The organism is Brevibacterium zhoupengii, from assembly GCF_021117425.1.
GTDB classification, from domain to species: domain Bacteria; phylum Actinomycetota; class Actinomycetes; order Actinomycetales; family Brevibacteriaceae; genus Brevibacterium; species Brevibacterium zhoupengii.
This window is the reverse complement of sequence record NZ_CP088298.1, coordinates 774210-800335: the sequence shown is the minus strand read 5'-3', so window position 1 is coordinate 800335 and position 26126 is coordinate 774210. Positions and strand designations below refer to the sequence as shown.

General features: G+C 62.6%; 27 protein-coding genes. 14 read left to right on the top strand and 13 right to left on the bottom strand.

Annotated features, from left to right (window positions below; all coding sequences use genetic code 11):
• Positions 1–653 precede the first annotated feature (653 nt).
• The gene (locus LQ788_RS03545; RefSeq protein WP_231445327.1) at positions 654–1424 is read left to right on the top strand and encodes an SDR family NAD(P)-dependent oxidoreductase; all 771 of its coding nucleotides are present in this window, start codon (positions 654–656) and stop codon (positions 1422–1424) included.
• 20 nt (positions 1425–1444) lie between these two features.
• On the opposite strand, the gene LQ788_RS03540 is transcribed toward LQ788_RS03545, so the two are convergent.
• The 5 genes from LQ788_RS03540 to LQ788_RS03520 are packed head-to-tail and all read right to left on the bottom strand — an operon-like array spanning position 1445 to position 5491.
• Positions 1445–1906, bottom strand: coding sequence for a DUF3151 domain-containing protein (locus LQ788_RS03540; RefSeq protein WP_096161040.1), 462 nt, complete (start codon positions 1904–1906; stop codon positions 1445–1447).
• Positions 1907–1939: 33 nt separating this feature from the next.
• Entirely contained in the window at positions 1940–2884 is a 945-nt protein-coding gene (locus tag LQ788_RS03535) for a hypothetical protein (RefSeq protein ID WP_231445325.1), read from the bottom strand.
• Positions 2881–3960, bottom strand: coding sequence for a glycosyltransferase family 2 protein (locus tag LQ788_RS03530; protein WP_231445323.1), 1080 nt, complete (start codon positions 3958–3960; stop codon positions 2881–2883). The genes LQ788_RS03535 and LQ788_RS03530 overlap by 4 nt, the downstream gene beginning before the upstream one ends.
• A 47-nt stretch (positions 3961–4007) precedes the next feature.
• A complete protein-coding gene (locus tag LQ788_RS03525; protein WP_231445321.1) occupies positions 4008–4916 on the bottom strand; it encodes a nucleotidyl transferase AbiEii/AbiGii toxin family protein in 909 nt (302 codons plus the stop codon).
• Entirely contained in the window at positions 4913–5491 is a 579-nt protein-coding gene (locus LQ788_RS03520; RefSeq protein ID WP_231445319.1) for a type IV toxin-antitoxin system AbiEi family antitoxin domain-containing protein, read from the bottom strand. The genes LQ788_RS03525 and LQ788_RS03520 overlap by 4 nt, the downstream gene beginning before the upstream one ends.
• Before the next feature lie 223 nt (positions 5492–5714).
• Here LQ788_RS03520 and LQ788_RS03515 point away from each other — a divergent pair, with 223 nt between their 5' ends.
• From LQ788_RS03515 to LQ788_RS03500, 4 genes are read left to right on the top strand one after another with little or no spacing between them, the layout of a single operon-like run.
• The gene (locus LQ788_RS03515) at positions 5715–7307 is read left to right on the top strand and encodes a sodium:solute symporter (RefSeq protein ID WP_231445316.1); all 1593 of its coding nucleotides are present in this window, start codon (positions 5715–5717) and stop codon (positions 7305–7307) included.
• Entirely contained in the window at positions 7300–8217 is a 918-nt protein-coding gene (locus LQ788_RS03510; RefSeq protein WP_231445313.1) for a dihydrodipicolinate synthase family protein, read from the top strand. The genes LQ788_RS03515 and LQ788_RS03510 overlap by 8 nt, the downstream gene beginning before the upstream one ends.
• Positions 8214–9218, top strand: coding sequence for an ROK family protein (locus tag LQ788_RS03505; protein WP_231445311.1), 1005 nt, complete (start codon positions 8214–8216; stop codon positions 9216–9218). Before LQ788_RS03510 ends, LQ788_RS03505 begins: the two co-directional genes overlap by 4 nt.
• Positions 9212–9901 (top strand): N-acetylmannosamine-6-phosphate 2-epimerase, encoded by a 690-nt coding sequence (locus LQ788_RS03500; protein WP_231445309.1) that lies wholly within the window; start codon positions 9212–9214, stop codon positions 9899–9901. The genes LQ788_RS03505 and LQ788_RS03500 overlap by 7 nt, the downstream gene beginning before the upstream one ends.
• A 51-nt stretch (positions 9902–9952) precedes the next feature.
• On the opposite strand, the gene nagB is transcribed toward LQ788_RS03500, so the two are convergent.
• The 4 genes from nagB to LQ788_RS03480 all read right to left on the bottom strand — a co-directional run bounded on the left by nagB (position 9953) and on the right by LQ788_RS03480 (position 13619).
• Positions 9953–10735 carry a glucosamine-6-phosphate deaminase gene (nagB, locus tag LQ788_RS03495; RefSeq protein WP_231445308.1) on the bottom strand — a complete coding sequence of 261 codons (783 nt, stop codon included), beginning with the start codon at positions 10733–10735 and terminating at the stop codon, positions 9953–9955.
• A gap of 13 nt (positions 10736–10748) precedes the next feature.
• Positions 10749–11432, bottom strand: a complete 684-nt coding sequence (locus LQ788_RS03490; protein ID WP_231445307.1) for a FadR/GntR family transcriptional regulator — start codon at positions 11430–11432, stop codon at positions 10749–10751.
• A gap of 106 nt (positions 11433–11538) precedes the next feature.
• Positions 11539–12693, bottom strand: a complete 1155-nt coding sequence (locus tag LQ788_RS03485) for an acyl-CoA dehydrogenase family protein (RefSeq protein ID WP_231445306.1) — start codon at positions 12691–12693, stop codon at positions 11539–11541.
• A 38-nt stretch (positions 12694–12731) separates the two neighbouring features.
• Positions 12732–13619, bottom strand: a complete 888-nt coding sequence (locus tag LQ788_RS03480; RefSeq protein ID WP_231445305.1) for a CoA transferase — start codon at positions 13617–13619, stop codon at positions 12732–12734.
• 199 nt (positions 13620–13818) lie between these two features.
• Between LQ788_RS03480 and LQ788_RS03475 the strand changes: the two genes are divergently transcribed.
• Positions 13819–14433, top strand: a complete 615-nt coding sequence (locus LQ788_RS03475) for a TetR/AcrR family transcriptional regulator (protein ID WP_231445304.1) — start codon at positions 13819–13821, stop codon at positions 14431–14433.
• A 151-nt stretch (positions 14434–14584) separates the two neighbouring features.
• On the top strand, positions 14585–15673 hold the full coding sequence (locus LQ788_RS03470; RefSeq protein WP_231445303.1) for an SPFH domain-containing protein: 1089 nt from the start codon (positions 14585–14587) through the stop codon (positions 15671–15673).
• A 161-nt stretch (positions 15674–15834) separates the two neighbouring features.
• On the opposite strand, the gene LQ788_RS03465 is transcribed toward LQ788_RS03470, so the two are convergent.
• On the bottom strand, positions 15835–17043 hold the full coding sequence (locus LQ788_RS03465) for an NAD(P)-dependent malic enzyme (RefSeq protein ID WP_231445302.1): 1209 nt from the start codon (positions 17041–17043) through the stop codon (positions 15835–15837).
• A 434-nt stretch (positions 17044–17477) separates the two neighbouring features.
• On the opposite strand from LQ788_RS03465, the gene LQ788_RS03460 reads away from it, so the two are divergent.
• From LQ788_RS03460 to LQ788_RS03450, 3 genes are read left to right on the top strand one after another with little or no spacing between them, the layout of a single operon-like run.
• Positions 17478–18020 (top strand): TetR/AcrR family transcriptional regulator, encoded by a 543-nt coding sequence (locus tag LQ788_RS03460; protein WP_231445301.1) that lies wholly within the window; start codon positions 17478–17480, stop codon positions 18018–18020.
• The gene (locus LQ788_RS03455) at positions 18008–18679 is read left to right on the top strand and encodes an NAD(P)H-dependent oxidoreductase (RefSeq protein WP_231445299.1); all 672 of its coding nucleotides are present in this window, start codon (positions 18008–18010) and stop codon (positions 18677–18679) included. Before LQ788_RS03460 ends, LQ788_RS03455 begins: the two co-directional genes overlap by 13 nt.
• 47 nt (positions 18680–18726) lie before the next feature.
• Positions 18727–19140, top strand: a complete 414-nt coding sequence (locus tag LQ788_RS03450) for a hypothetical protein (protein WP_231445297.1) — start codon at positions 18727–18729, stop codon at positions 19138–19140.
• On the opposite strand, the gene LQ788_RS03445 is transcribed toward LQ788_RS03450, so the two are convergent.
• Both LQ788_RS03445 and LQ788_RS03440 read right to left on the bottom strand, forming a co-directional pair.
• Positions 19128–19940, bottom strand: coding sequence for a CoA-transferase subunit beta (locus LQ788_RS03445; RefSeq protein ID WP_231445294.1), 813 nt, complete (start codon positions 19938–19940; stop codon positions 19128–19130). The genes LQ788_RS03450 and LQ788_RS03445 overlap by 13 nt on opposite strands.
• Positions 19937–20869, bottom strand: coding sequence for a CoA transferase subunit A (locus tag LQ788_RS03440; protein WP_231445292.1), 933 nt, complete (start codon positions 20867–20869; stop codon positions 19937–19939). Before LQ788_RS03440 ends, LQ788_RS03445 begins: the two co-directional genes overlap by 4 nt.
• Before the next feature lie 224 nt (positions 20870–21093).
• Between LQ788_RS03440 and LQ788_RS03435 the strand changes: the two genes are divergently transcribed.
• Complete coding sequence (locus LQ788_RS03435) at positions 21094–21747, top strand: histidine phosphatase family protein (RefSeq protein ID WP_231445291.1); 654 nt, start codon at positions 21094–21096, stop codon at positions 21745–21747.
• Between the two features lie 7 nt (positions 21748–21754).
• Here the strand turns inward: LQ788_RS03435 and LQ788_RS03430 are convergent, their stop codons facing one another.
• On the bottom strand, positions 21755–23107 hold the full coding sequence (locus LQ788_RS03430) for a 2-hydroxycarboxylate transporter family protein (protein WP_231445290.1): 1353 nt from the start codon (positions 23105–23107) through the stop codon (positions 21755–21757).
• A 155-nt stretch (positions 23108–23262) separates the two neighbouring features.
• Here LQ788_RS03430 and LQ788_RS03425 point away from each other — a divergent pair, with 155 nt between their 5' ends.
• From LQ788_RS03425 to LQ788_RS03415, 3 genes are read left to right on the top strand one after another with little or no spacing between them, the layout of a single operon-like run.
• Positions 23263–24483 carry a CaiB/BaiF CoA transferase family protein gene (locus tag LQ788_RS03425; protein ID WP_231445289.1) on the top strand — a complete coding sequence of 407 codons (1221 nt, stop codon included), beginning with the start codon at positions 23263–23265 and terminating at the stop codon, positions 24481–24483.
• On the top strand, positions 24483–25418 hold the full coding sequence (locus LQ788_RS03420) for a hydroxymethylglutaryl-CoA lyase (protein WP_231445288.1): 936 nt from the start codon (positions 24483–24485) through the stop codon (positions 25416–25418). The genes LQ788_RS03425 and LQ788_RS03420 overlap by 1 nt, the downstream gene beginning before the upstream one ends.
• A 6-nt stretch (positions 25419–25424) precedes the next feature.
• On the top strand, positions 25425–26126 hold the full coding sequence (locus tag LQ788_RS03415) for a GntR family transcriptional regulator (protein ID WP_231445287.1): 702 nt from the start codon (positions 25425–25427) through the stop codon (positions 26124–26126).

Below are 26126 nucleotides of genomic sequence, written 5' to 3'. Positions count from 1 at the left end.
GGAACCAGCTCTCAGCACGTCGCGTCGACGCTCCTGCGTAGCCCCTGGACGACCCACTCGACACGCCCGCAGCATAGGCCATGTGACGTGTCCCGGCTTCCCGGACGGTCGGGGTTGGGTGGCTGTGATGTCGCTGCGTTCTCGTCGAGAGGATCAGCAGACCCGATCAGAGTCGATTGGGATAAGACGCGAAGGCGGTCAGGTCAGGGCGGCCGAAGCCGGCCGGCGGGGTAGCGTCGGACACGTCGAGGTCTTTCGGATGGATGGCGTAGGAACCTCCGTCGTCGGGAGATCTCGACGTCTATCTGCGGACCGACGCGCCCGGCCGACCTACACCCTCATCTGGGAAGAGCCCTTTTGCACCCTCTTCCAAAAATCGTGTAGCAATCGACAAACCAATACCGCGAGTAGCACCGGCAACTATGGCCACTTTCCCCTGTAACCGTCCCATCGAACCTCCCTGTCCAATAGTGTTGTTCACGCTGCCGCGATCCAGTCAGCCCAGTAGGAGGTGGCGGAAACGTATTCACTACAGACTTTCGCACAGTTGCAGAGTCACTCAACGTCTCAATTTGAGACCTTTGATGTGACAACAAGTGGCCCAAACTAAGTGGAGTAACGAATCACATTTCACTCACGAAGAGGGACCTCAAATGAATCGACTAAAAAATAAGGTGGCTATCATCACCGGCGGTGCGGCAGGAATGGGCCGCACTCAATCTGAGCTCTATGCCCGTGAGGGTGCATCGGTGGCGGTCATTGACATAGACGAAAACGGTGGAGAGCAGACAATCGCAGCAATCGAAGCTGAAGGTGGAACAGCCAAGTTCTGGAAAGTGGATATTTCCAACGAGGCACAAGTAGGTTCCGCCGTCGACGAAGTTGTTCAGGCGTTTGGACAAATTGATGTCTTGATCAATAACGCTGGTGTAACCGGTGCGGACAAACCTACACACGAAGTCTCAGAGGCAGAGCTCGATGCAGTTTTGGGTGTGGATGTCAAGGGCCTGTTCTTCATGACCAAACACACCGTCCCGCATCTCAAGAATGCAGGTGGCGGCTCGATCGTGAACTTCGCGTCCATCTATGGATTGGTAGGGTCACAAGAATTGACGCCGTATCACGCCGCCAAGGGAGCCGTCGTTGCTTTGACCAAACAGGATGCGGTGACCTACGGCAAGGACAGCATTCGGGTGAATGCTGTGGCTCCAGGCACGATTTTGACTCCGTTGGTAAAAGAGCTCGGGTCTCGGGGACCTGGAGGACTCAATGCCTACAAGGAGTTAATGGGCGCAAAACATCCGATCGGTCGGTTGGGAAAACCTGAGGACGTTGCCTACGCCACACTGTTCCTCGCCTCAGATGAAGCAGCCTTCATCACTGGCGCAGTGTTGCCAGTCGATGGCGGCTACACAGCCCAGTAGCAATCTAGAAGCCCTCGCCCCTACTCCCCCGCCGCAATCGCATCGATGGCGGCCGGGTCGGACGAGCGCAGGAACTCTTCGATCCGAGCAGCTTCTTCACCTTCGCCGATCGCACCGGCGGCACGACCCAGAGCATTGAGCGCGCGCAGGAATCCGCGGTTGATCTCGTGCTTCCACGGGATCGGACCGGCTCCACGCCACCCGGCGGCACGCAGCGCATCGAGACCACGGTGGTAGCCGACGCGGGCATAGGCGTAGGAGTCGACGAGGCGGCCCTCGCTGTGTGCTTCATCGGCCAGGATCGCCCAGGCCAGGGATGAGGCAGGCAGGCCAGCGACGATGTCGATGGGCTCTTCGCCGGCGTCGATGCGCTTCTTCGCCTCCACATCTGCATGGTCATCGGGCAGGTAGGTCGGCTGTGGGCCGAGCTGCGCGGCGTCGAGGTTTCCGATGTGCGAGGGGTTGCCGATGGGCTGTGTCATGTCATCTCCTGATCGTTGGTGTCATACAGAATTTCAGTTGGACTTCACTTCTGAAGGCTGGATGGAGTACGGGTTGGTGCTCAGGGCTCCGAAGATCCCAGCCTCGGCGAGTTTCTTCAGCTGCTTCTCATCCTTGACCCCTGTGACCCAGATGTCGAGATCCGAGCCGGTCCAGGTCGAAGCATCTGCCGCATCGACAGCCATCATCGTGTACCCCGCCTCGGACAACGACTGCTTTGATGTTGCCGTCGGATCACCGGTGAACATCACGGCCACCTCGGCGTCGGATGCGGCCTTGGCGACCTCGGCATCATCGGTGCGCACGATCGTCGAATCGGCGATGTCAGCCTCGGCGATCTTCTTCAGCGCTGGGGCCGCGACCTCGGGCGATTCGATCAGGGGCATGAGCACGGTGGCTCCAGACATCTCATCGACCATCTGGTCCCAGGTGATGGGCTCACCGGGTGCGGTGTTCTTGCGCGGAGGCTTGATGTCCTGGTCCAGGAACGAATCACGATCCAGCGAGGACAGGTCATCCTCGAGCCCCATCGCCTTGGGCGCGGACTTCGGATTAGCGGCGACGATGGTGCCATCGCCGAGTTCCGACAGTGTCGGTGCGGGCAGGTACCCGAACTTCGCGTTCTCGGTGAAGGAGAACTTAGAGTTCGCCGGGTAGACCTCGGAACCGCCGTCGAGGGCGGCGACCACGGGCTTTTCGAGCGCGTCCACGGTCAGTTGGGCTTTGCTGCCGAACATGTTGAAGCCGAGGACGGCGAGGACTGCGATGACGACGATGATGCCGGCCCACAGCGGAGCGTTGAAGCTCTTCGGCGCCGGACGCTCGGGCACCGGACCACGTTCTGGCACAGGACCACGCCCGCTCTCGAGCGCATCTTCGGCAGGCTGTTCGCTTCCGGCCTGTGCGCGAGCGTTCTGTTCACGTTCGCTGCGACCGTACCGACGATTCTTCTTGCTCAACGACTGCCGTCCTTCGTCGATCCGGCCCCGGTGACCAGCCCCCGCAGGAAGCCGGCGCCCCAGCACAGATGCATGGTGGGCAGGATGAGGCCGAACCAGGCGCGTTCGCGTCGTCCGCAGTCCTTCGCCGCCGAGGCGGTCGCGAGGATTGCTGACACGTATCCCAAGCTGGGGACGTGGACCAGAGAGGTGAAGCGGCGCAGGAATTTCGGCCATGTCTTCGTCCGCCCCGTGAGCTGCAGGAGGGCTTCGATGACGCTGGCGCCCATCCCGAGGACGAGCACCGGTGGCGCGAAGTAGCGCAGCGAGTTGGCCGATCCGTAGCGACGGATGAGTTCAGCGCGCCAGATGCCGGTGGCCCAGAACTGCTGGGTGATCTTCGACCACGAGTCACGTGGCCAGTAGGTGACCTCCATGTCCGGGTTGAACCAGATGCGCCCGCCCGCGTTGCGGATGCGCAGGTTGAGTTCCCAGTCCTGTCCACGTTTGATGCCTTCATCAAAGCCGCCGAGGTGGTCGAAGACCTCACGACGGTAGACGCCGAGGTAGGCCGACTCGGCCTCGCCCGCTTCGTCCCCGGAATGGTAGGCAGGACCGCCGAGGCCGACCGGTGACATGTAGGCCCGGGCCACGGCCTTCTGGAAGGAGGTGTGACCGCGGGCGAGCATGAGTCCCCCGCAGTTCGCGGCCTGGGTCTGGAGCAGGGTGTCGATGGCCTGCTTGGTGTAGTCGGTGCGCAGGCCGGAGTGTGCGTCGACGCGGATGATCACCGGGTGATGGGTCGCGGCGATGGCGAGGTTGAGGCCGATCGGCGTTGCAGCCTGCGGGTTGTCAACGGTCTGGATCCTCGGATCGTTGGCTGCCATGTCCGCAATGATGCGGTTCGTGTCGTCGGTCGAGGGCCCGAGGGCAAGGACGATTTCCTTGTCTCCCTCATACTCCTGGGCCAGGATCGTCGTGATCGCTTTGGCAATGTGCTCGGCCTCGTTGAGGACCGGCATGATGAAGGAGACACCGGGGCGTTCGGCCAGTGGCGGCAGGCCTTCCGGGGTCAGGATCTCAAGAATTTTCGACACGCCTTCAATCTTCCCACATGGCCGCCGTCTCGGTCTTGAGGGGTTGCTCAGCTGGGCAGGTCCCTCCACCTCTGCGCCACTGGGTCCCATTGGAGGTGTTCCACGCGTGACGCAAGTGCCGGATCGGCGAAGGCGAAGCACGCAGTCAGCAATTCACGGAAGCTCTCCGGAGTGGTGCTCTCCAACCGTTGCCGCTTTCTCCAATTTTCCCATTTGAGCTGCACCAGTTTGGGCATTGCTCCCAGCAAGGACTCAAGCGGTTCCACCTCAACATTCCGATGGTTGGCGACGGCATCAATACCTTGCCGCAGGTCCGACCCTCGAATCCTGCGAGTGCGCGCAATCGCGACAATATCCGTGAAATCGCGCCAACGAGTGTTCAGTTCACCACGTTCGATCGCAGTCACGATCTTTTCAGCGAGCACCATGTGGTCTGGGTAACCAGTTAATCGCAGTGTGCCGCCGAGGAGAAGCGGCAGCTCAGTCTCTGTCGGGGCAGGCCAGATCGGGTCACCAAAGTTGATATCAACATGGAGCGCCACCTTGGCAGTTGCCAGTTGCGCAACGACCTTCACACGAACACCTGTGTAATTGGCTTCATCTCGAATCGGCTCGCCGCGCACCGAGTTCGGGTCGAATTCCAGGCCATCCGCAATCGTGATCGCGGCAATTTTCCGAATCCGTTGCTCTACCTCAGGTACGTCGTTGGGAAAGCCAGATGCGGCCAGGCCTACGTCGCGTGTGGGTCTGCGAGAGGCAAAGGCCGCCATGAGCACTCCACCTTTGAGTACGAAGTCGGGTGAAAATTCAGAAGCCGCGATGCGCGCGAGGAGGCCTTCCAACGCATACAAAGTGATGTACTCAGCCGGGTCACGCTGATGCCGTTGCGCCAAATTGCGCAGATCGTTGTACGCCCGCCCCGCAGGGCTGTCTCTGGGTGGAACAGGAGGTGTCATAGCAACACGTCCAGTGCGATTCGGAGTTTCGGCAGTGCCTTCGGGAACGATGACGCAGTTTTCAGCAAGGCCGATGGAGTATTGCCACGGCGACGCAGCCAGCGGCGAAGTGCCTCATGGGCAACATCGTTTCCCTCGATGTGCATGAGACGGAAGCAGTCGATGATGGTGCGCTCTGACGAATAGACCGAAACTGAAAGTTCATTGTCGATCGTGATCTGCTCACGCCCAATACTGAAGGTCGATGAATCGAAACTGTGCCATTTCACGTTGGCAATCCCCGAAGGAGGGCGGGTGCCGCGAGGCAGAGCAATGGTTGATTCGAACGGTATCGCATCGCTCAGATCGTGGTGAACGAGGGCACTGGTAAGACATAAAGTGGCGGATTCTTGCGCGACCGTCGCTGCCGCGAGGGACGTAAACGCGGGATCAATGACACCAGGGCGCATGTAGACCCCTCGCCCTACTCTCTCGATTTCGCCCTGCTCGAGCAGCGTGTACACATGGTGCTTCTGCACGCCGGCCAGGAGCGCGTCCTTGAGCGTGAAGGTTGCAGGGAGTGCTGTATTCGGCATCGCTATTTCCTAACTGCTTACACATATAGCATATCTGTGCACAGTTAGTTTCACAATGAAAAATCAACACGCATGACGCCGCTCCTCCACCCGAACCTCCCCCAAGGCTTGTGTCCGCGAACACATTCAGCGTACATTGGCAACATAGGACATCAGACGTCTTATGTATCAGTCGGGTCTTCGCAGTGGTGCAAGCCCGTTCGGACTCACGTGAGGAGGGAGCATGGACGCTCCGGGACTCGGCGGCCTGAATTGGGCCGTGATCATCATCTATTTGCTGGCAACGCTGGGAATCGGGGTCTGGTTCACCCGCAAGGCGAGCGCCGGAACCGACTCCTTCTTCAAGGCCAACGGTCGCATCCCAGCGTGGGCGGCAGGCTTCAGCATCTATGCGACGACGCTGTCCGCCATCACCTATATGTCCACGCCCGAGCAGGCCTTCCTCACAGACTGGTCCTACGCGGCCGGCAATATCGCCATCTTCGCGATCGTGCCGCTGCTCGTCCTGTTCTACATCCCCTTCTTCCGCAAGCTCGACGTCACCACTGCCTATGAGTACCTCGAAGAACGCTTCGGGCCCACCATCCGGGTTCTCGGATCGGTCCTGTTCGTGCTCTTCCACATCGGACGGGTGGCCATCGTGATCTACCTTCCGACACTGGCCATCAGCTCGGTGACCAATATCAGCCCCGTGCTCGTCGCCGCCGCGGTCGGCGTTCTCTCCGTCGTCTACACCTTCCTCGGCGGCATCGAAGGCGTCATCTGGTCCGACGTGGTGCAGGGCATCATCCTCCTCGTCGGCGCAGCCGTGATCCTCGTCTTCGGCATCGCCGCCCTCGACGGTGGTCTGGCCACAGTTGCCGCCGACGCGGCAGCAGACGACAAGTTCATCTCGGCCGACAACTGGAAGTTCGGTGGAGCAGCGGCAGCCATCCCGATCGTCTTCCTCGGCTCCGTGTTCAACAACCTCCACCAGTACACCGCCAGCCAGGACGTGGTGCAGCGCTATCAGACGACCGATTCTCCGAAGAGCACGATCCGGTCCCTCATCGTCAACGGGTTCCTCGCACTGCTGACTATTCCCCTGTTCTACGGAATCGGCACCGTCCTCTACAGCTACTACCAGCACGCCGAGGCTCTGCCCGAAGGATTCAACACCTCGGCCCTGGTGCCCTACTTCGCCGTCACCGCACTGCCGGCAGGCATCTCAGGTCTGCTCATCGCCGCGATCTTCGCGGCCGCACAGTCGACGATCTCGTCGAGCCTGAATTCGATCTCCGCCTGCGTCACCGTCGACATCAGGGACCGGTTCTTCCCACCCAAGAACGGTCTGGCACGCACGGGCGTCGGCTTCTCCCGACTCGTCATCGTCATCGTCGGAGCGCTCTCGGTCGGGGTCGCCCTCTACCTGTCTGCGACCGATCAGGCCCAAACCTGGGATCTCTTCCTGTCCATCACCGGACTCTTCGGGGTTCCCCTCGCCGGTGTCTTCGCGCTCGGCATCTTCACCAAGCGAGCCAACAGCGCCGGAGTGCTCAGCGGACTCGTACTCGGTGCCGGGGTCGCCTGGTACGTCCAGGATGTCGCAGGCCTGACACCCTTCGCAGTCTCCGCTGTGGCCTTCGTCGGCGCCGTCGTCTTCGGCTACGTCATCTCCCTGTTCACCGGCTCGAAGACCCGCCGCGCCGACCACGACGTGACCGCACTGACGATCTACGGCAAACGTGACCAGTACACACGTCGCATCCCAACCTCCCCGACGACAACCTCGGCGGGGGACAGCAACAACATCAAGCAAGGACTGACCAATGAGTGAATTCCACGGCATCATCCCCCCACTGCTGACACCGCGCACCGAGCGCGGAGAGCTCGACCGCGAGGGCACTTCGGCCCTCGTCGACCATCTCGTCCGCGGCGGGGTGCACGGCATCTTCGTTCTCGGCTCCTCCGGCGAGGTCCCCTATCTCACCGCGAGCGAACGCGATCAGGTTCTGACCACCGCGCTCGAAGCCGCCAACGGTCGGGTCCCGATCCTGGTCGGCATCAGCGAACAGACAACCGGCCGCGTCCTCGACGAGGCGAAACGCCTGCTCTCGATCGGCGGAGACGCCGCTGTGGTCACCACCCCCTTCTATGCGCTGTCCGATGCAGCCGAGATCGAGCAGCACTTCCGCACGGTCGCGAAACGCCTCGACGTTCCGGTCTTCGCCTACGACGTCCCCGTGCGCACCCACTCCAAACTGCCCCATGACGTCACCGTGCGCCTGGCTCGCGAGGGTGTGCTGGCCGGAGTCAAGGATTCCTCGGCCGATGACGTGTCCTTCCGTCGTCTCCTCATCGAGACGAACGATCTGCCCGACTTCGCGGTCTTCACCGGCCACGAGGTGGTCGCCGACGGTGCGCTCCTCGGCGGCGCCGCCGGCATCGTCCCGGGTCTGGGAAATGTCGACCCGGCCGGATACGTTCGCCTCTTCGACGCCGCCCGAGCCGGTGACTGGACAAGCGTCGCAGCCGAGCAGGACCGTCTGGCCCGCCTGTTCCAGATCACCGCCGCACCGACACCTGGACGCGTCTCCCCCGGTGCCGCCGGCCTCGGCGCATTCAAAACGGCCTTGCAGCTCATGGGCGTGATCGCCTCCAACCGCATGGCCGAGCCGATGCTCGCACTCGATGCAGAGGAGACTAACCGCGTCAGGGAGGTCATCTCCGCCGAGGGACTTCTGTGACCTCAGCTCCAGTCGTCGCCGTCGATGTCGGAGGCACGAAGATCCGTGCCGGTTCCGTCATCGACGGTGTCGTGGACCATCTCCGGGAGGTGCCGACGCCGGCTGCTGCAGGTGCTCGCGCCATCCTCGACTCCATCGCCGAGGTGGCTCGCGAGGTCATCCGCGACACCGAAGTCTCAACCGCTGCTGGTTCCACCCCCGCCTGGCACATCGGCATCGGATCCGCGGGGGTCATCGATCCCGACACGGGATCCGTCGTCTCGGCCACGGACTCGCTTACCGGTTGGGCGGGGACAGCGTTGACTGCCGAGATCACGGCGCGGCTCGGGGTCGAAGCGCGGGCCGTCAACGATGTTCATGCCCATGCCCTCGGGGAGGCTCTGGCCGGTGCCGCTCGCGGAACTCAGATTTCATTGCTTGTGGCCGCGGGTACGGGCATCGGGGGCGGATTCATCACGGAGAACCGTCTGCTCACGGGCCGCCGTGCAGCGGCGGGGCACATCGGTCACCTTCCGGTCGCCGCCGCGCAGGGACTGCCCTGCCCCTGTGGCGGCCGGGGACATCTGGAGGCGATAGCCTCCGGCCCTGCTGTGCTCTCGGCCTACCAACGAGCAGTCGGGGAACACGGTCCAGGTGGGCTACGGGTGACTACGACACGTGAGCTGGCCGAACTCGCCGATACCGGGGACGCATCGGCACAACGTGCGTTCGAGCAGGCGGGCCGAGCCTTGGGCTCTGCCCTGGGCGGTGTGGCCAATGTGCTGTCTCCCGAGGTCATCGTCATCGGCGGGGGCCTTTCGGGAGCCGGTGAGCTGTGGTGGGCCCCGCTGCGTGAAGCGTTCGCAGCCGAACTCATTCCCGCTGCTCGCGGGCTGTCCGTTCGCCCGGCACAATTGGGACAGGACGCGGCTCTCATCGGCGCGGCGAGCCTGTGGTCGAAGAGCCGCGGATCCACCGACGGGACCACAATGACCAGCAGCGAGGAGTCCCAAGGATGTTGACCAAGCAGGAGATCGTCGATTCCCTCCGCGGAGGCCTCATCGTCTCCGCCCAGGCCTACCCGGGTGAACCCATGCGGGATCCTCGGACGATGGCTCAGGTCGCGGCCTCGGCTGTGCGCGGTGGTGCGGCCGCCGTGCGCATCCAAGGCATCAGCGACATCCAGGCCACACGATCAGCGGTGGAGACTGCGATCATCGGCCTGTGGAAGGACGGTTCCTCCGGCGTCGTCATCACGCCGACCTTCCAGCACGCGCACGCCGTGGCGCTGGCCGGCGCTCATGTGGTCGCACTCGACGGCACGCGCCGGCCACGCCCGGACGGGCTGAGCCTGGCACAGACCATCGCACGTTTGCATGAGGAGACGAACGCCCTGGTCATGGCCGATTGCGGCAGCCTCGAGGATGCGCGATCTGCGGCCGCCGCCGGTGCCGACTTCATCGGCACCACTCTGGCCGGATACTCGGGTGAGCGCCCGCCGACGACCGGTCCCGATCTTGAGCTTGTGCGTGAGATCCGGGAGGCGGATCTGGGACCGATGCTGATCGCCGAGGGTCGCATCCATTCGCCGGCCGATGCGGCAGCGACCTTGGCCGCCGGTGCCGAGGCCGTGGTTGTGGGCACAGCGATCACTCACCCGTCGACGATCACATCCTGGTTCGTCGACGCCTGCACGCCTGGCTGATTGAATGACTGACTGACTTGCTGGCTGACTGGCTAGATGTGAGCCCCTAGCTCAGAGCCTCTGTCCTTCGAGTCTGCTCGCGTAGGTGTGTCGGTAGTAGTCGCCCAACTGCAGCCTCGAGGCGGCCGCGTCGTCGACGAGGATTGTGACATGGGGATGCATCTGCAGGACCGTGGCCGGCCACATCGATGAGACCGGGCCTTCGACCATCTGGTGCACGGCTTCTGCCTTATGACCGCCGGTGGCGATGAGCATGAGGTGACGGGCCTCGAGAATCGTCCCCAAGCCCTGAGTCAGACAGTGCTGCGGGACTGCGTCGACATCGTCGTCGAAGAAGCGAGCATTGTCGATCCGCGTCTGACGGGCCAAGGTCTTCACCCGCGTCCGTGAGGACAGGGATGATCCGGGCTCGTTGAAGGCGAGGTGACCGTCGGTGCCGATACCGAGGATCTGCAGATCGACTCCCCCAGCCTCGGCGATGGCACGGTCATACTCCGCCGAGGCGGCGCCGAGGTCCTCAGCCGTCCCATCCGGGCCCTGCACCGCACCCTTGGCGAAGTCCACGCGCGAGACGAATTCGGAGTCGATCACATTGCGATAGCGCTGTGGATGCGAGGCCGGCAGCCCCACATATTCGTCGAGCATGAAGCCGCGCACCTCGGCGAAGGAAAGTCCGTCCCGTTCGTGACGCTTCGCCAGCTCATCGTAGACGCTGAGCGGGCTCGATCCGGTGGCCAGGCCCAGCACGGGTGAGGGCTTCTCACGAACAAGGGCCTCGATTGCGTCGGCGACCAGCGTCGACAGCTCGTGTTCAGGGGCGATGATGACTTCCATCAGCTCTCTTCTCTCAGTCGACGTCGCGGTCGAGGGCTCGGGCAATCGGATCGTAGTGGACTGTGATCGCGGCATGGAAGGCCTCGACATCTCCGGCTTGAGCCGCCTCGAGCATCTCCCCGTGCGCTTTCGCGGTCTGCTCCAGGTCGGCGGCCACGGCGACGTTGAGCCGGGGCAGCACTGCTGTGTGCACGTCCCAGAAGGCGGCGACGAGTTGGCCGACGAGCGAATTGTCCAGGGCCGACAGCAGCCCTGTGTGGAAGGCCCGATCCTGCTGGGGAAACGATCGCCCTTCCTTGGCCATGGCGACCATGTCGTCGACAAGAGCTGAGAGTTCGGGGTTCACTGTGCCCTGCAGACTCTTCACGATCGCCTCGGACATTCCGAAGTCGAGGGCCTGGCGGACTTCGACGACGTCGCGCAGTGCTCGCAGGTCATCGCCGGGGCTGAGCACACCGCGGAAGACCAGTGCCTCGACGAGCGCATCGAGGGACATCTCACCGACGTAGGTTCCGTGCCCGTGCCGGACGTCGACGATGTCGAGCGTCGACAGTTTGCGGATGGCTTCCCTGACATTCGATCGGGAGACGCCGAGGCGGTCGCAGAGTTCCCCTTCGGTGGGCAGGGGATCGCCGGGCCTGAGTCCATCGGAGAGGATGAGATCCTTGATCCGATCAGATGTCGTTGTCTTCGCCATCCTCGCCCTCCACAGATCGATCCGCACCGGACCTCCAGTATACGTCTGACATCAGATGTACTGCCAATGCATAGACTGCGGCACCGATCCTGCTCAGAGAGCCTGCTCAGAGTCCGCGGGAGATGAGCTCCTTCATGATCTCGTTCGTGCCGCCGTAGATCTTCTGCACACGGGCATCGGCGTACATGCGCGCGATCGGGTATTCCATCATGTAGCCATAGCCGCCGAAGATCTGCAGGCAGCGGTCGATGACGTTGGTCTGCGCGTCCGTGGCCCAGTATTTTCCGGCGGAGGCTTGTTCGGTTGTGAGCTTCCCGTCGATGTGCAGCTGGGTGAGATGGTCGACGAAGGTCCTGGTGGAGAAGACTTCAGTGGCGCATTCGGCGAGGACGAACTTCGTGTTCTGGAACTTCATGATCGACTGCCCGAAGGCCTCACGTTCCTTCGCATAGGCCACCGCTTCGCGCACTGCGGCCTCGGCAGTCGTCGCTCCCGCCACGGCGATCGCCATACGTTCCTGCGGCAGCTGCTGCATGAGCTGGATGAATCCTCGGCCCTCGACTCCGCCGAGGACGTTGCCTGCGGGTACGCGCATGTCCTCGAAGAACAGTTCGCGGGTGTCCTGTCCGCGCTGGCCGACCTTGTCCAGTACGCGTCCGCGGGAGAAACCGGGAAGGTCGGCCACCTCGGCGACGATCAGGGAGACGCCCTTGGCGCCGGGCTCTTCGCTTGTGCGGGCGACGATGACGAGGATGTCGCAGTGCGTGCCATTGGAGATGAAGGTCTTCGAGCCGTTGATGACGTACTCCTCGCCATCACGCACGGCCTTGGTCTTCACGCTCTGCAGGTCAGATCCGGTGCCAGGTTCGGTCATGGCGATCGCGGCCACCAGTTCGCCGGTGGCCATTCCGGGCAGCCACCGCTTCTTCTGCTCCTCCGTGCCGAAGGTGTTGATGTAGTGGGCGATGATCGTGGAGTGGACGCTGTTGCCCCAGGCCGCGTCGCCGGCGAATCCCTGTTCCTGGAGGATGATTGCCTCATGGGCGAAGGTGCCGCCGCCTCCTCCGTATTCTTCGGGGATGGAGATGCACAGCAGTCCTGCTTCTCCGGCCCGGTTCCACAGTTCCCGGTCGACTTGGTGGTTGTCGATGAAGGTGTCCTGGTGGGGCACGATCTCTTTGTTCATGAAGTTGCGCACGAGTTCGCGCAGGTCATCAGTTTCCTGTGTCTCCCAGGTACCGCGGTATCCGTCGAGAATCATGGGTGCTCCCCCTTGAAGTCTGTGTGTCTTCGTGTGGTTCAGGTGCCGGGCGTGACGGTCGGGGCTGTGCCTGCCGCGGCTGCGCGGTCCGAGGCCACGGCGACCGGTTCGAAGGGAAGGTCGTGGGCTCGGGCCAGTTCCATCCACTGGCTCGTGGGCTTTGCGGCGAATGCCGCTTCGAGGCTCGCGTGGTCGCTGCCGACGTGCTGAGCCAGGGCTTGGGCGAAGACTGGTTCGACGCAGCCGACGGCAATGGTCCCGTCAGCGGTGTCATAGGTTCGGTAGAACGGTGATCCCCCACCCAGTGGGCCACCTGGTGAGCTGAGGCCGTGCCGGAATGGTCCTGCCGCCCGGGCTGCAGCTTCATCGAGCACGACGCGATTGACGATGCCGGTCTTCTTCTCACCTGTCTGCGAGTCGCGTTTGTGCAGTCCGGCCAGTGCTGCAGTCGCTGCGCTCTCGCCGCCGACGATGTCAGCGACGGGAACTGTCGGGGTCATGCCGGGCACGAGAGTTCCGTGGGCGGCCTGGTAGGTGAGGTCGTGTCCGGGGACGTCCTCCCGCTCCCCCGCGAATCCGACGATTTCGACGTGGACGAGCCCGTAGCGGTCGACGATGGAGGGCAGACCGAGCGATTGTGCTGCTCGCGGCCGCATGGCGGTGATGAGCACATCGGCTTCGGCTGCGAGTTCGTGGAGCCGGGCGATGTCTTCGTCCTCTTTGAGGTTGAACGTGAGGATCTCGTGACCGGAGGTCAGTTCCCGGTAGTACTCGGGGACAACCTGGGAGACCGGGTCACCCGCCGGAGGTTCGACCTTGATCACCCGCGCTCCGAGGCTTGACAGGCGGGCGGCCGCGTAGGGGCCCGGCAGATTGATCGCGAGATTGATGACCGTGACACCGGCCAGAAGATCGTGCTCGCTCATGGTTGGTCCTCCTGTCGAACCCTGCTGCTGACGCTGCGAAATGTTGCTGAACTCAAGAAGCGCTTCCCTGATATTGAAAGACTGTATAAGCTATTGAAAGATTGTTCAATGGTCTGGATGCGAGAATTGCCCAGGACAGAGCGTCAGGGACAGGCCGTCCAGACAGATGCTGACCACAGACCACGCCGGGAGGAGCGCCATGGCGGAGACCGACGACTTCGGCTTCCCACATGCCGGCCACGACGACCTGACAAGTCGTGCCCGGATTCGCAATGCCGCCCTGCACCAGTTCGCGGTCAAGGGTTTTGCGGGCACCCCGCTGCGCGCCATCGCCACCGAGGCAAGCGTCGCCATCGGGCTCATCGGCCACTACTTCGGGTCGAAGGAGGGCACCAGGGAAGCGGTCGAGTCCTGGATCGTCGGACTCTTCGCATCCGCCCTTGATCGTGCCGATTCCCAATCGGCCGACAAGGTCGCTGACGTCACTGTCCGCGATGAGACCGTGGCACAGATGCTCGCGGACAATCCCCTCGTCGTCGACTACCTGCGACGTCAGGTCCTGGAGATGCCCGCTGACGGAATGCTCATCTCACGCTTGGCCTCTCTGACGATGGAAAGCGTCGAGGCCATGCGCAACGCCGGGCAGGCATCGGCCAGCCGTGACCGTGTCGAACAGGTCGTCACCGCCATGGTCCGCCAGCTCGGCAGGCTCTTCCTGCAGCCTCTCGTCGATCAGGTTGTCGATTCCTTCCCTGAGGACGAACGCCCAGCCATCCATCCGGAACTGCGCGTGGAGATCACGACCGCACAGTAGGTGGCTCGTGTCTCCGACTGACCGGCCGCCTTCGCAGCAGTCGGCCCTCGCGCAGCAGTCGGCCCTCGCGCAGCAGTCTCCGTCACGACTAGAGTGGGTCAGCAACAGATGTTGTAGGAAACAGCGCACCCCACTCACGCTCGGAGGAGCCATGGAAATTCTCACCGGAGGCGTCATTGCCGTCGTAGTCGTCGTCCTCATCCTCGCCGTACTGTTGTTCGGCAAGTTGAGGACCAGCATGTTCTTCACGGTCAAGACCCAGGAGAACGTCATCGTCGAGCGCTTCGGCAAGTTCAAAAAGGTCGCCAAGCCGGGCCTGAACTTCAAGATGCCCCTCGTCGAAACGATCAGCAAACCGATCTCCCTGCGAGTTCAGCAGCTCGAGGTCAACATCGAGTCGAAGACAAGCGACAACGTCTTCGTCACAGTCCCCGTCGCCGTGCAGTACGTCGTCGAGGAGGAGAACGTCACCGACGCCTACTACAAGCTGGCGAACTCCGAGGAGCAGATCAGGTCCTATGTCTTCGACACCGTACGCTCAGCGCTCTCGGGCCTGACCCTGGACACGGCGTTTGAGTCGAAGGACGATATCGCTGAAAACGTCGAGCGCCGGCTCTCGGAGTCGATGCGCCGCTACGGGTTCAAGATCGTGAGCACCCTGGTCACGGACATCACCCCGGATTCCAAGGTTCGCGATTCCATGAACTCGATCAATGCAGCCCAGCGTGACCGTGTGGCCGCGCAGTCCTTGGCCGAGGCCGACAAGATCAAGCGCGTCACTCAGGCACAGGCGGAGTCCGAAGCGATGCGCCTGCACGGTGAAGGTGTCGCCGCACAGCGCAAAGCCATTGCCGAAGGCATCGCCGAACAGTACTCGAAGCTGCAGTCGGTGGGCATCGACAGGACAGCCGAACAGCTGCTCATGCTGACCCAGTACTTCGACACCATGCAGAACGTGGCCCAAGAGGGTCGTTCAAACGTGCTGTTCATGCCCTCGAACCCGGGTGGCCTGGGCGAGATGACACAGGAGATCAGGAACACCCTGTTCGCAGCCAATGCGTCTGAGGATGCGAAGAACACTTCGGGGCTCAAGGGCGCCACCGGACCCCGGTCACAGAAGCAGGCCGTGTCGAAGGCAGCGCAGAGTGCACCCGCTGACACGAAGTCGGCAATGAAACGCGCAGTCGACGCCGTCAGGCCCAATACCAATCACCAAGGTCAGACCCCCGAAGACTCCTGAGGATCCCCAAGGACTCCTGAGCTTGGCCTCAAGGCCTGACTCTATGGGCTGACTCAGCCTGAGACGAACGACAGAACGGGCGCCGGTGCGTCAGCACCGGCGCCCGTTCGTCTGTCTACAACCAGCTGGTCGCAGTCAGGAAGTTCAGAACTTCAGGGAACTTACTCCCGAGCAACACCATCTGCATCGGCGGCAGACTCAACCGCTGCAGCCACAGCGGGAGCGACGCGTTCATCGAGTGCGCCGGGCACGATGTAGTCCGGGCGCAGGTCGTCACCGACGAGGTCTGCGATCGCACGCGCGGCGGCGAGCTTCATCGCATCCGTGATGTCGGTGGCTCCCACGTCCAAGGCGCCGCGGAAGATTCCGGGGAACGCGAGGACGTTGTTGATCTGGTTCGGGAAGTCGCTGCGCCCCGTGGCCACGACGGTCGCGTACTTCGCTGCGATGTCGGGCAGAACCTCGGGGTTCGGGTTGGACAGGGCGAAGATGATCGCGTCATCGGCCATCTGCGACAGGTGCGCCTCGTCGATGGTGCCGCCGGAGACGCCGATGAATGCATCGGCACAGTCCAACGCGGCATCGATTCCGCCGGCAATGCCGCGAGGATTCGTCTCTGAAGCGAGTGCCTGCTTGGTCTCGGTGAGGTCGCTGCGGCCAGCTTCGACGATGCCCTTGGAGTCGAGGACGACCACGTCGCCGACGCCGGCATCACGCAGAATCTTCACGACGGCCACACCGGCAGCACCGGCACCGGAGACTACGACGCGCAATGACTCGAATGACTTGTCCACCACTCGCAGTGCGTTCGTCAGCGCAGCGAGGACGACGACGGCGGTGCCGTGCTGGTCATCGTGCATGACTGGGATGTCGAGGGCAGCCTTGACCCGGTCTTCGATCTCGAAGCAGCGCGGTGCGGAGATGTCCTCGAGGTTGATGGCACCGAAGGTGGGGGCCATGCGCACGATGGTCTCGACGATCTCATCGGTATCGTTGGTGTCGAGCACGATCGGAATGGCGTTGAGGCCGGAGAAGCTCTTGAACAGCGCGCACTTGCCTTCCATGACCGGAAGTGAGGCCTTGGGGCCGATGTCGCCGAGCCCCAGGACGGCCGAGCCGTCGGAGATGACGGCGACGAGGCGACCGGTCCAGGTGTGGGTGCGAGCCAGTTCGGGCTCGTCCTTGATCGCGGTGCAGACCTTGGCCACGCCTGGCGTGTAGGCGATCGAGAGATCGCGCTGAGTCTCGAGCGGGCGGGTGAGCTCGGCGGAGAGCTTTCCGCCTTCATGAGCGGCGAAGATCTCCCCATCGGTGATGGCAGGAGCTGAGGTCTGTGCCGTCGTTGCGGCGGTTTCGGTCGTAGTCGTCATGATTGATCCTTTTGGTCGTGTGACGGCCGGCGGGATACCAGTGCTGTCATCGAAGTTCGCCGATCACCGTGCCCGCACCGTGCGGTGCTTGGAACAGCGGTCGGTCAGGACTGAAGGCCACGCGAATGATGGTGCGGTGACGTCTGCGCTGGTGCCTACTCGAACCCCTTTGTGAAGGAATCGGCGACCATGCGCAGTGCAGAAGCGGCACGCACAAGAGCGAGCTTCGACCTTGTGGGTCGCTTCCGGCAACTTGGCCAGCATAGTCCAACACCGTCGCCAGGTCACCCGAAATCGTCACCTTCGCCGAGGTTTCCCGTCATTCCAGCGGCATGTTCATCAGACCTTTGACCACAGTTTGACCGCCGCGAGCAGCCGACTTCACTGTGCCCTGGGCTTGCCCGATGTAAAACGCTCGTTGTACCGTTGTCATCATGTCCACTACTCGCACCGACATCGTCACCAGCTGTGAGCCCGTCTTCGACGGGAATGGCTTCGCGGCAACCGGCATGGATGCTCTCACCAAGGCAGCGAACGTCTCCTCGAGGACCCTGTACAAGCATCTGGGCAGCAAGATCGGGCTCACGATTGCCGTTCTCCAGGCGCGGATGGAACGCTTCTTCAGCACGTGCACGGCGTCGACCTTCGACGAGCTGCTCACCGGCCTTGAACGTTGGATAGAAGCAGAAGGTGCCCGGGGCTGCCTGTTCCTGCGCGCTCAAGGAGAAGCCGACACGCTTGGCGCCGGGGCTGGGGTCTCCACCGTGGTCGCGGAATATCGGCGGCGCCTGCGAGAGCTGATCGGCCACCTCGTCGTCAATGAGCTCGGTCGTGAAGATGAGGCCCTGTCCGATGAGCTGCTCATCATCTTCGAGGGTGCAACATCAACAGCCTCATATATGGGCCCGCGAGCAATCGCTGCGGCCCGCAGTGCGGCGAGCGCCGTGCTGATGGAAGGAGATCCATGCACCTGCTGACCGTCTTCGCCCACCCGATCCGCACAAGCTATCCGGGCGCGGTGATGGATTCCTTCCACACACCGTTCGCAGCTGCAGGCCACTCGATCGATCTCCTCGATCTCCATGCCGAAGACTTCGACCCACGATTCACTGAGGCGGACCACGATCATTTCTGGGGCGGTCCGATCCCATCCGGCATCGCCGACATGCACCGGCGAGTCGAGGTCGCGGACCGGTTGGCGTTCGTCTTCCCTGTCTACTGGTGGTCGATGCCGGCGATGATGAAGGGCTGGATCGAGCGGGTCTTCACCGGCGACTGGGCCTATCAGTACGGCTCGGGTGTTGCCGATCGAGGCAAGGAGCCGCTGAACGGACTCCTCCCCCGCGTGCCCACAGCACTCTTCGGCGTCGGTGGTTCCAAACAGCGCACCTATGACAAATACGGGTATGGGGACGCAATGCATGCCCAGCTCGATATCGGCATCTTCGCCTACTGCGGCATCACCGACGTGGAAAGCCATCTCATCTACGACGTCGAGGGCGAGCACAACGCCGACAATCGAAGCGCCGGCATCACCCAGGCACGAAACATCGCCACCGCATTCGCATCCCCGAACCGCACGCCTCGAAACGCCAAAGCGGAATACCTCGAGAGTCGGTCAGCGCGCTCGGCCTGAGAGTTTAGGACGGTCGGCTTCCTAAACGAGACCGATGATGGTTGACCATGAAGCGAAAGACACATCCGCTCGTTCTCGTGCTCATCTACCTCGGGCTGATCACAATTCTCATTCTGCTGTTCCACGACCCACGCTTCACCGCCAAGGAGACCACAGTCAGCGGTGGTCCGGGGCAGGATTCCGTCAACATCGCAGACACTCGGGTCAGGTGTGAATCGATCATCATGCTCGGCTGGCCGACCGATCGCGCCTACCCCGATGAGGACGCGCAGTCATCGAGCAGCTGGGATGCCGAACTGCCCAGCATGTCCGCTGAGGCCTACGACGCCTTTTCGGCCGACTTCCAACAGGAATGCACGGAACGCCGCGACACCTATCTGGGGTTCATCATCATGATTGTTGTCCCCACGACCGCTCTGCTGTCGGTGGCAATCAGCCGCAGTTCGGCTCAGCGCAGGTAGATGCGGGTGGGGTCGAGATCGTCCCTGAGTACCGCCAGCTCTTCTGACGTGGGAGCCTGAGTCGTTTCGAGATCGCTCGCGACTTTCAGGTCCCATCCGGTCTGGCGGACCACCTCGGCAGGGTCAACTCCTGGGTGGACCGCGCTGAGCGTGAGTTCCTCGTCCTGGGCGAATCGGGTCATGATCCCCAGGTCCGTGATCACGTGCGTGACTCCGGCGCCGGCGGGCATGGTGCCGACCTCAGACTGTGCCGCCCGGTGAGGACTGGGCGAGGTGACGAAGTCGAGAGTCTCGACAAACGTGCGCGGGGTGTGGCGGCGCATGACGAGGAAGATCTCAGCCGCCCCTGCCATGGCTTCGATGGCACCGCCGGAGCCGGGGAGCCTGCTGTCCGGATGCTCCCAGTCGTCGCCGATGAGGGTGGAGTTGAGGCTGCCGTAACGGTCAACCTGTGCGGCTCCGAGGAATCCGACGTCGATGCGCTGCCCCTGCAGGACGTAGTTGAACAGGTGGGTCATCGGAATCACCGAGGCGGCCCCCGGTACCAGCACCGAGTCGGAGATGGTGCGCGGCAGGTCCGGCGGTCTGGCTCCGGTGACTCCCGATTCGTAGACGATCTCGATCTCCGGGGCCACAGTGCGCTGGGCCAGTGAGGTGGCCAGTGTCGGCAGGCCGTGTCCGGCGAAGACGACGCGGCGTCCGGCGAGTGCTCGGGCAGAATGGATGGTGAGCAGTTCACTGCTCGTGACAGCCCCGCCGTCCTTCTTCAAATCGGTGTGATCAGATGTGCCAGCGGTCATTCCCGGCCTCCATAGTTGACGGGTGTCGAATAGGCGTCGCGGATGCCCAGCTTGTCGAAGTGGTCTGCTCCCAGCAGTGCGAGGAACTCGTCGTGGTCTGCGGTGTCATGGATGTTCGTCTGCAGCCAGGTCTTCACCGCCTCGGCGTTGCGGGCAAGTGCTGACCAGTCTCGGGAGAACGCGTCGTCGCGGTCGTAGTAGCCCTGCACGGCGTGCGGGTGCGCACCACGGGGCACTTCCACGACAGCGTCAACGATGTGGGAGGGAACGATGGTGCGGTTCGGGTCGGAGCGGATGATGGACTCGTCGACGATCTCTTCGACAGTGACGATGAGTCGCTGGCCTGCGAAGGCGGCCTCGGTCTGGATTCCCAGCATCCCCCAGGCCTGCACATTTCCGGCCGAGTCGGCACGTTGGGCGTGGATGACCGTGAGGTCCGGGTTGAGTGCGGGCACGACGTAGATCGGTGGGCCGCCGAAGGGGTCGTCCACGGGTCTGATTCGAGGGTTCTTCTGGGCGAGATCGCTGCCGCGATAGGAGGCGATCGGCTGGAATGGGAGCTTTGATGCACCGGCCTGATACCTGGCCACCATTCCGCCGTGGCTGTATTCGTCGAACCACAGCGGTTCGGGATCCGAGTGCTCGATTCTCCGGCGCAGTTCGTAGAGGGAGCCTGCCGAACTGTTGGCTACGAAGGCTGCGATCAGACCGGTGAGGCAGTTGGCGCCGAGGAGCTGGTCGACGATGACATCGCAGGACATGCGCGCCAGGGTGAGGTTCGAGTATTTCTGTCGGATGATTTCGTGCGCCGCAGCGACCGGAACGAGGTGCCCGAAGCCTTCCAGTGCGACGGTATCCCCATCGTAGAGATGGGTGCTGATCGCCTCCGACAGGCTCGTCGTCTTGTCCATCGCGTCCTCCTTGAGCATCGATTGACTGTGACCTCGATCATCCTGCCAAAATCATTTATGCCAGTCCAATGTAAATACTGTCCTCCATTCATACAGTTTGAGCATTATTTACACCTGGCCTTTGAACCGCGCAATTATTTCGACCGAACGATCGCTTAGCCTTGATCGGCACCGTAGACTCGAACTCGATAGGCATTTGCGCGCACCGGCTCCAATGGCGGACGGTCGAGACGAGGAGAAGCATGAGTGTTCTGTATCTGGTCCGACACGGCCAGGCATCATTCGGCACCGATGACTATGACCGACTGTCCGATCTGGGCAAGGAACAGAGCTACATCACCGGCGAGCACCTCGGCGCACAGAACGTCGCGCCGATTCGCGTCGTCCACGGAGAGATGCTGCGCCAGCGACAGACCGCCGCAGGTATCCAGTCCGGACTAGCCAGCGCCCTGGAGCCTCAGATCGATTCCGGCTGGAACGAGTATCAGGCTTGGGAGCTCACAGGCGCCCTGACCGACACCGATCCGCGTGCGAAGCAGGATTCGAAGATCTTCCAGGCCGAGCTCGAACGCGGAGCTGCCCGCTGGGCCAGCGGTGAGCACGACGGCGACTATACGGAGACCTTCAAGGAGTTCACCACCCGCGTCAACACAGCGCTCGATGACGCGTGCGCTGCGATGAGTTCTGGTGAGTCGACGATCGTCGTCTCCAGCGCCGGAGCCATCGCGTGGACGGCGGCCAGGCTCCTCGGCGGTGGCTTCGACCAGTGGATGGCGTTCAACCGGGTCACCGTCAACACCGGAATCACGCGCATCATCACCGGCCAGAGCGGGACCAGCCTCATCTCCTTCAACGAGCACGGCCACCAGGTCCCGGAGAAGGTCACCTACCGCTAGTCGGCGCCTACAGCAGGTACGGAGCCAACGCAGACAATGCGACGAGGACCAGGCCACCGCCGATGCGTGAGGAGATCGACAGGAACGGCAGCAGGTTCAGCCTCTGCGAGGCCTGAAGGACCGCGAGGTCACCGCTGGATCCGAAGTCGGCCAGTCCCAGTCCTGCCGAGATCGCCGATTCGATCCAGTACAGCTTGACCAGCCAGCCGACGAAACCGGCGACGAGAGCAGCGACGACCACGGTCAGCAGAGTCATCGCCATGTATCCGGGGTCCGAGACCAGCGAGAGAACTTCATCGATGTTAATGGCGATCACGCTGATGGCGACGAGGATCGCAGGAATCATCGCATTGGCGACGAAGACGTACCAGAGGTCAACCGACTCCTCCACGTACTGCGGCATCGGGACGAAGATCTTCGCCAGCGCACAGATGAGGATGAGGAACACGTAGGCGTGGAGAACCGGGAACAGATCGCTGAGCAGGTTCGACACGGTGAAGAGTGCACCGGCGATGAAGAAGCCCATCGCTGCCAACTTGACGGCCGCAGCCGGTGATTGGAGCTTTTCGGCAGTCGCCTCGGGCAGACGGACTCCCTGGGCGAGGACGCCCTGGCCATTGAAGGCCTTGAAGCGGTGCCCCTGCTTCTTGCCCACATTGTTGAGAACTGCGGCGATGATGATGCAGAGGATGTTGGCAACGGCGACTGCTGGCACCAGCGCCGTCAGGTACTCAGCAGCAGACCCACCGCTGTTCTGAGCGATGATCTCTGAGATCGGAATAGCTCCGGCTGCGACACCGCCGCCCAGTACCGGTCCGGCGACGAAGAAGATCGCATAGCCTGCACCAACGCCGGTGACCTGTCCGATCAGTCCGATCACAGTGAAGCAGGCAGCGATTGTAGCGATGATCGGGACCAGAATTCGGGCGCCGGCCTTGATGAGCAGGCTGCGAGGCATCCCGAGGATGCTGCCGGTGATGAGCGCCGCCACGACGAACTCCCCGAACCCCGAGGTGTCATAGAAGCTGGTCACCAGGCCTTCGACGGAGCCGGGCATGACACCGACGTACTTGAAGATCGCCGGGACGAGGATGCAGAGAATGACCCCGCCGCCGATCACCTTGAAATAGGGGATGGAGTTTCCCACCCACATCAGGATTCCGCCCAAGGAGATGACCACGGCGAAGGCCGCCGTCATTCCGGTCCCCTCTGATGTGAGACTCACTGCAACGAGGGCGATGATCGCCATCGGAATGAACGCCAGGACCGGCAGCCCCATAATCGTGCGATCGAACGACCTGGTGGCCTCCTGCACTTGCTCCGCCTGCGCAGAGTCCTCTTTGACTTCTCGACTTGTCATGATTGTTCCGGTCCTACCTGGTAGACAAACTTCGTTGATTGCATACAGATCCGTGTATGGTGTTTCTAGAATCGGCTCCATTGCTGGGAACGATTGAAAGCATACCTCAGAATTTCGCATAATTGTATGCAACTTGTTGTTTCAAAGGAGAACCAGTGAACGAAGAGACATCGCGCGCCTCAGGCACAGGACCGCTGAGGGGAATCCGAGTCCTTGAGATGGGACAGCTCATCGCCGGACCGTTCTGCGGACAGCTGCTGGGCGACCTCGGTGCCGAGGTGATCAAGATCGAGGACCCCAAGAACGGTGATCCGATGCGCCAATGGGGTCAGGCCACCGTCAAGGGCTCATCACTGTGGTGGTCTGTCCTGGCCCGCAACAAGAAATCCGTGACCCTCAACCTGCGCACCCCGGAGGGTCAGGAAGCTGCACGAGCATTGGCCGAGTCTGCCGACATCGTCGTCGAGAACTTCCGCCCGGGCTCGCTCGAGAAATGGGGTCTGAGCCACGAGGAGCTCCAGAAGAACAACCCCGGGCTCATCATGCTGCGCGTCTCCGGGTTCGGCCAGTCGGGCCCCTATGCCAAGCAGGCCGGCTACGGCTCCATCGGCGAGGCCATGGGCGGTCTGCGTTACGTCGTCGGCGACCCGTCCACTCCCCCATCACGAGTCGGGGTGTCGATCGGTGATTCCCTGGCGGCCCTGTTCGGAACCATCGGTGTTCTCGCCGCACTCCAGGAAAGGCACAACAGCGGCCTCGGCCAGGTTGTGGACTCCGCGATCTACGAATCCGTCCTGGCAATGATGGAGTCCATGGTCCCCGAATGGGCAGACGACGGAATCCAACGAGAACGCAGCGGTTCGACCCTGCCCAAGATTGCCCCCAGCAACGTCTACCCCACCGCCGATGGGCAATGGCTCATCATCGCCGCCAATCAGGACACCGTCTTCGCACGCCTGGCCGCGGCCATGGGCAATCCCAAACTCGCTGACGATCCTGAGTACTCCACCCATACGGCTCGAGGCGAGCGCCAGGCCGAACTCGACGAACTGGTCGCCGAATTCTCCTTGCAGTTCAAAGCCGATGACCTGGTCGAACTCCTCAACGAGCACTCCGTGCCGGTCGGGAAGATCTTCCGGGTCGAGGACATGCTCAGCGATCCGCAGTACAAGGCCCGCAGGTCCGTTGTCGAAGTCGAAAGCAAGGACTATGGGTCGGTCACGATGCAGAACGCCTTCCCCAGGCTCAGCCGCACCGACACCGCTGTGCGATGGGTCGGGCCCGATCTCGGCCAGGACACCGAGGATGTGCTCACAGAGGTCGGCTATGACCACGATGCACTCACAGATATGAGGGACAAGGGAGTGATCCGCTGATGTGGAATCTGCCAGAACGTGCTCGCATCGTCGAGGTGGGGCTCAGAGATGGTCTCCAAGCCATCGATACGCCGTTGTCCACCGATCGTAAGATCGCCATCGTCTCCGAGATGATCGCCGCCGGGTTCAAGGAGATCGAAGTCGCGTCCTTCGCTCACCCGAAGGTTCTGCCGCAATTGGCCGACGCCGAGGCGGTCCTGGCCGGAATCCCCCGCCCACCCGATGTGCGCTTCCGCGCTCTCGTCCCCAACGCCAGGGGCGCACTTCGAGCCGCGAAGTGCGAGCTCGACGAGCTGACGTTCGTCGTTCCGGCAGAGGACGGCATGGCGCTGAAGAACCAGGGAACGACGACGGACGGTCTGCTGGACCAACTGGATGAGATCAGAGAGGTCTCACGAGGGGCCGGCCAACGACTCATCGTCGCTGTCGCCTGCGCCTTCTTCTCCCCCTGCTACGGACCGGTGTCGAAGGCGGCGCGCGACAAGGTCGTCCGCAAGGCACTCGAGGTCGGCGCCGACGGCGTCTACCTCGCCACGACGACCGGTGAGGAGACTCCGTTGGAACTCTTCTCCGGCATCAGCGAGACGAAACACGAATTCCCGGACCTGGAAGTCGGAGCGCATCTGCACAACCGCAACGGCTTCGCCCCAGCGAATGCACTGGCGGCCCTGTCCGCCGGTGCCGACTGGCTCGAATCCTCAGTCGCCGGGCTGGGTGGAGACATGTGGTTCCCCGGCGACCCGAGTGTCCTCGGCAACATGGCGACCGAGGATCTCATCCACTTGCTTGATGGAATGGGCATCTCCACCGGCATAGACTTGAACCGTGTCAGACATATATCTGAAGGTCTCATCGAAGAGACGAAGTTCCCAGTCAGCTCGTTCGTCAGCCGAGGTGGTACCCGTGAGGAACTCGCCAACGCGTCGTGGGACTAGTGTCCGATGCCTGTAGACATTGACGCCGCACCGCCCCAGTTCGGCGACTCGCATTGGACCGAAGTCAGCTCGCGCATCCTCGGCTTGGTGGTCTCTGGGGACCTGCCGCCGGGATCGTGGATACGCGAGAACGACCTTGCCGGTCGCCTCGGCGTGAGCAGGACGCCCATTCGTGAGGCCTTCCGCGAACTGGTGGGCGTCGGTGTCGTCGAGGTTGTTCCGCGGCGTGGGACGCGCGTGCGCAGCTATGACGCCGAGGAGATCGAGCAGATCTACCGCTCACGTGCGGTCATAGAGCCCTACGTCATGTCCGAAAGCGTCGGTCGGCTCACCGAGGATGACTTCGCGGCTCTGTCCGAGCTGACCGAACAGATGAAGAGCCTCGGCTCGGATCCGAGAACGCGGCACCGCATCGCCTCGGTGAACAACGAATTCCACGCCATCTTCATCCGCAGCAGCGCAGCTCAGTCCCTCATTGCGACAACGTACAACCTCATGATTCCCATCGTCGTGGCGAAACTGTTCGCCTCATACTCGGACAATGATGTGTCATCGAGCATGAACCATCACGATGAGCTCATCTCTGCTGCCCGGGCAGAGGACAAGGAATGGGTCGCCGCGGTGAGCAAAACCCACATCATCAGCGGACTCAACCGGTTCAAGGCCATGCAGATCGATCAGACGCCTGGTCAGGACGACGCCGAATAG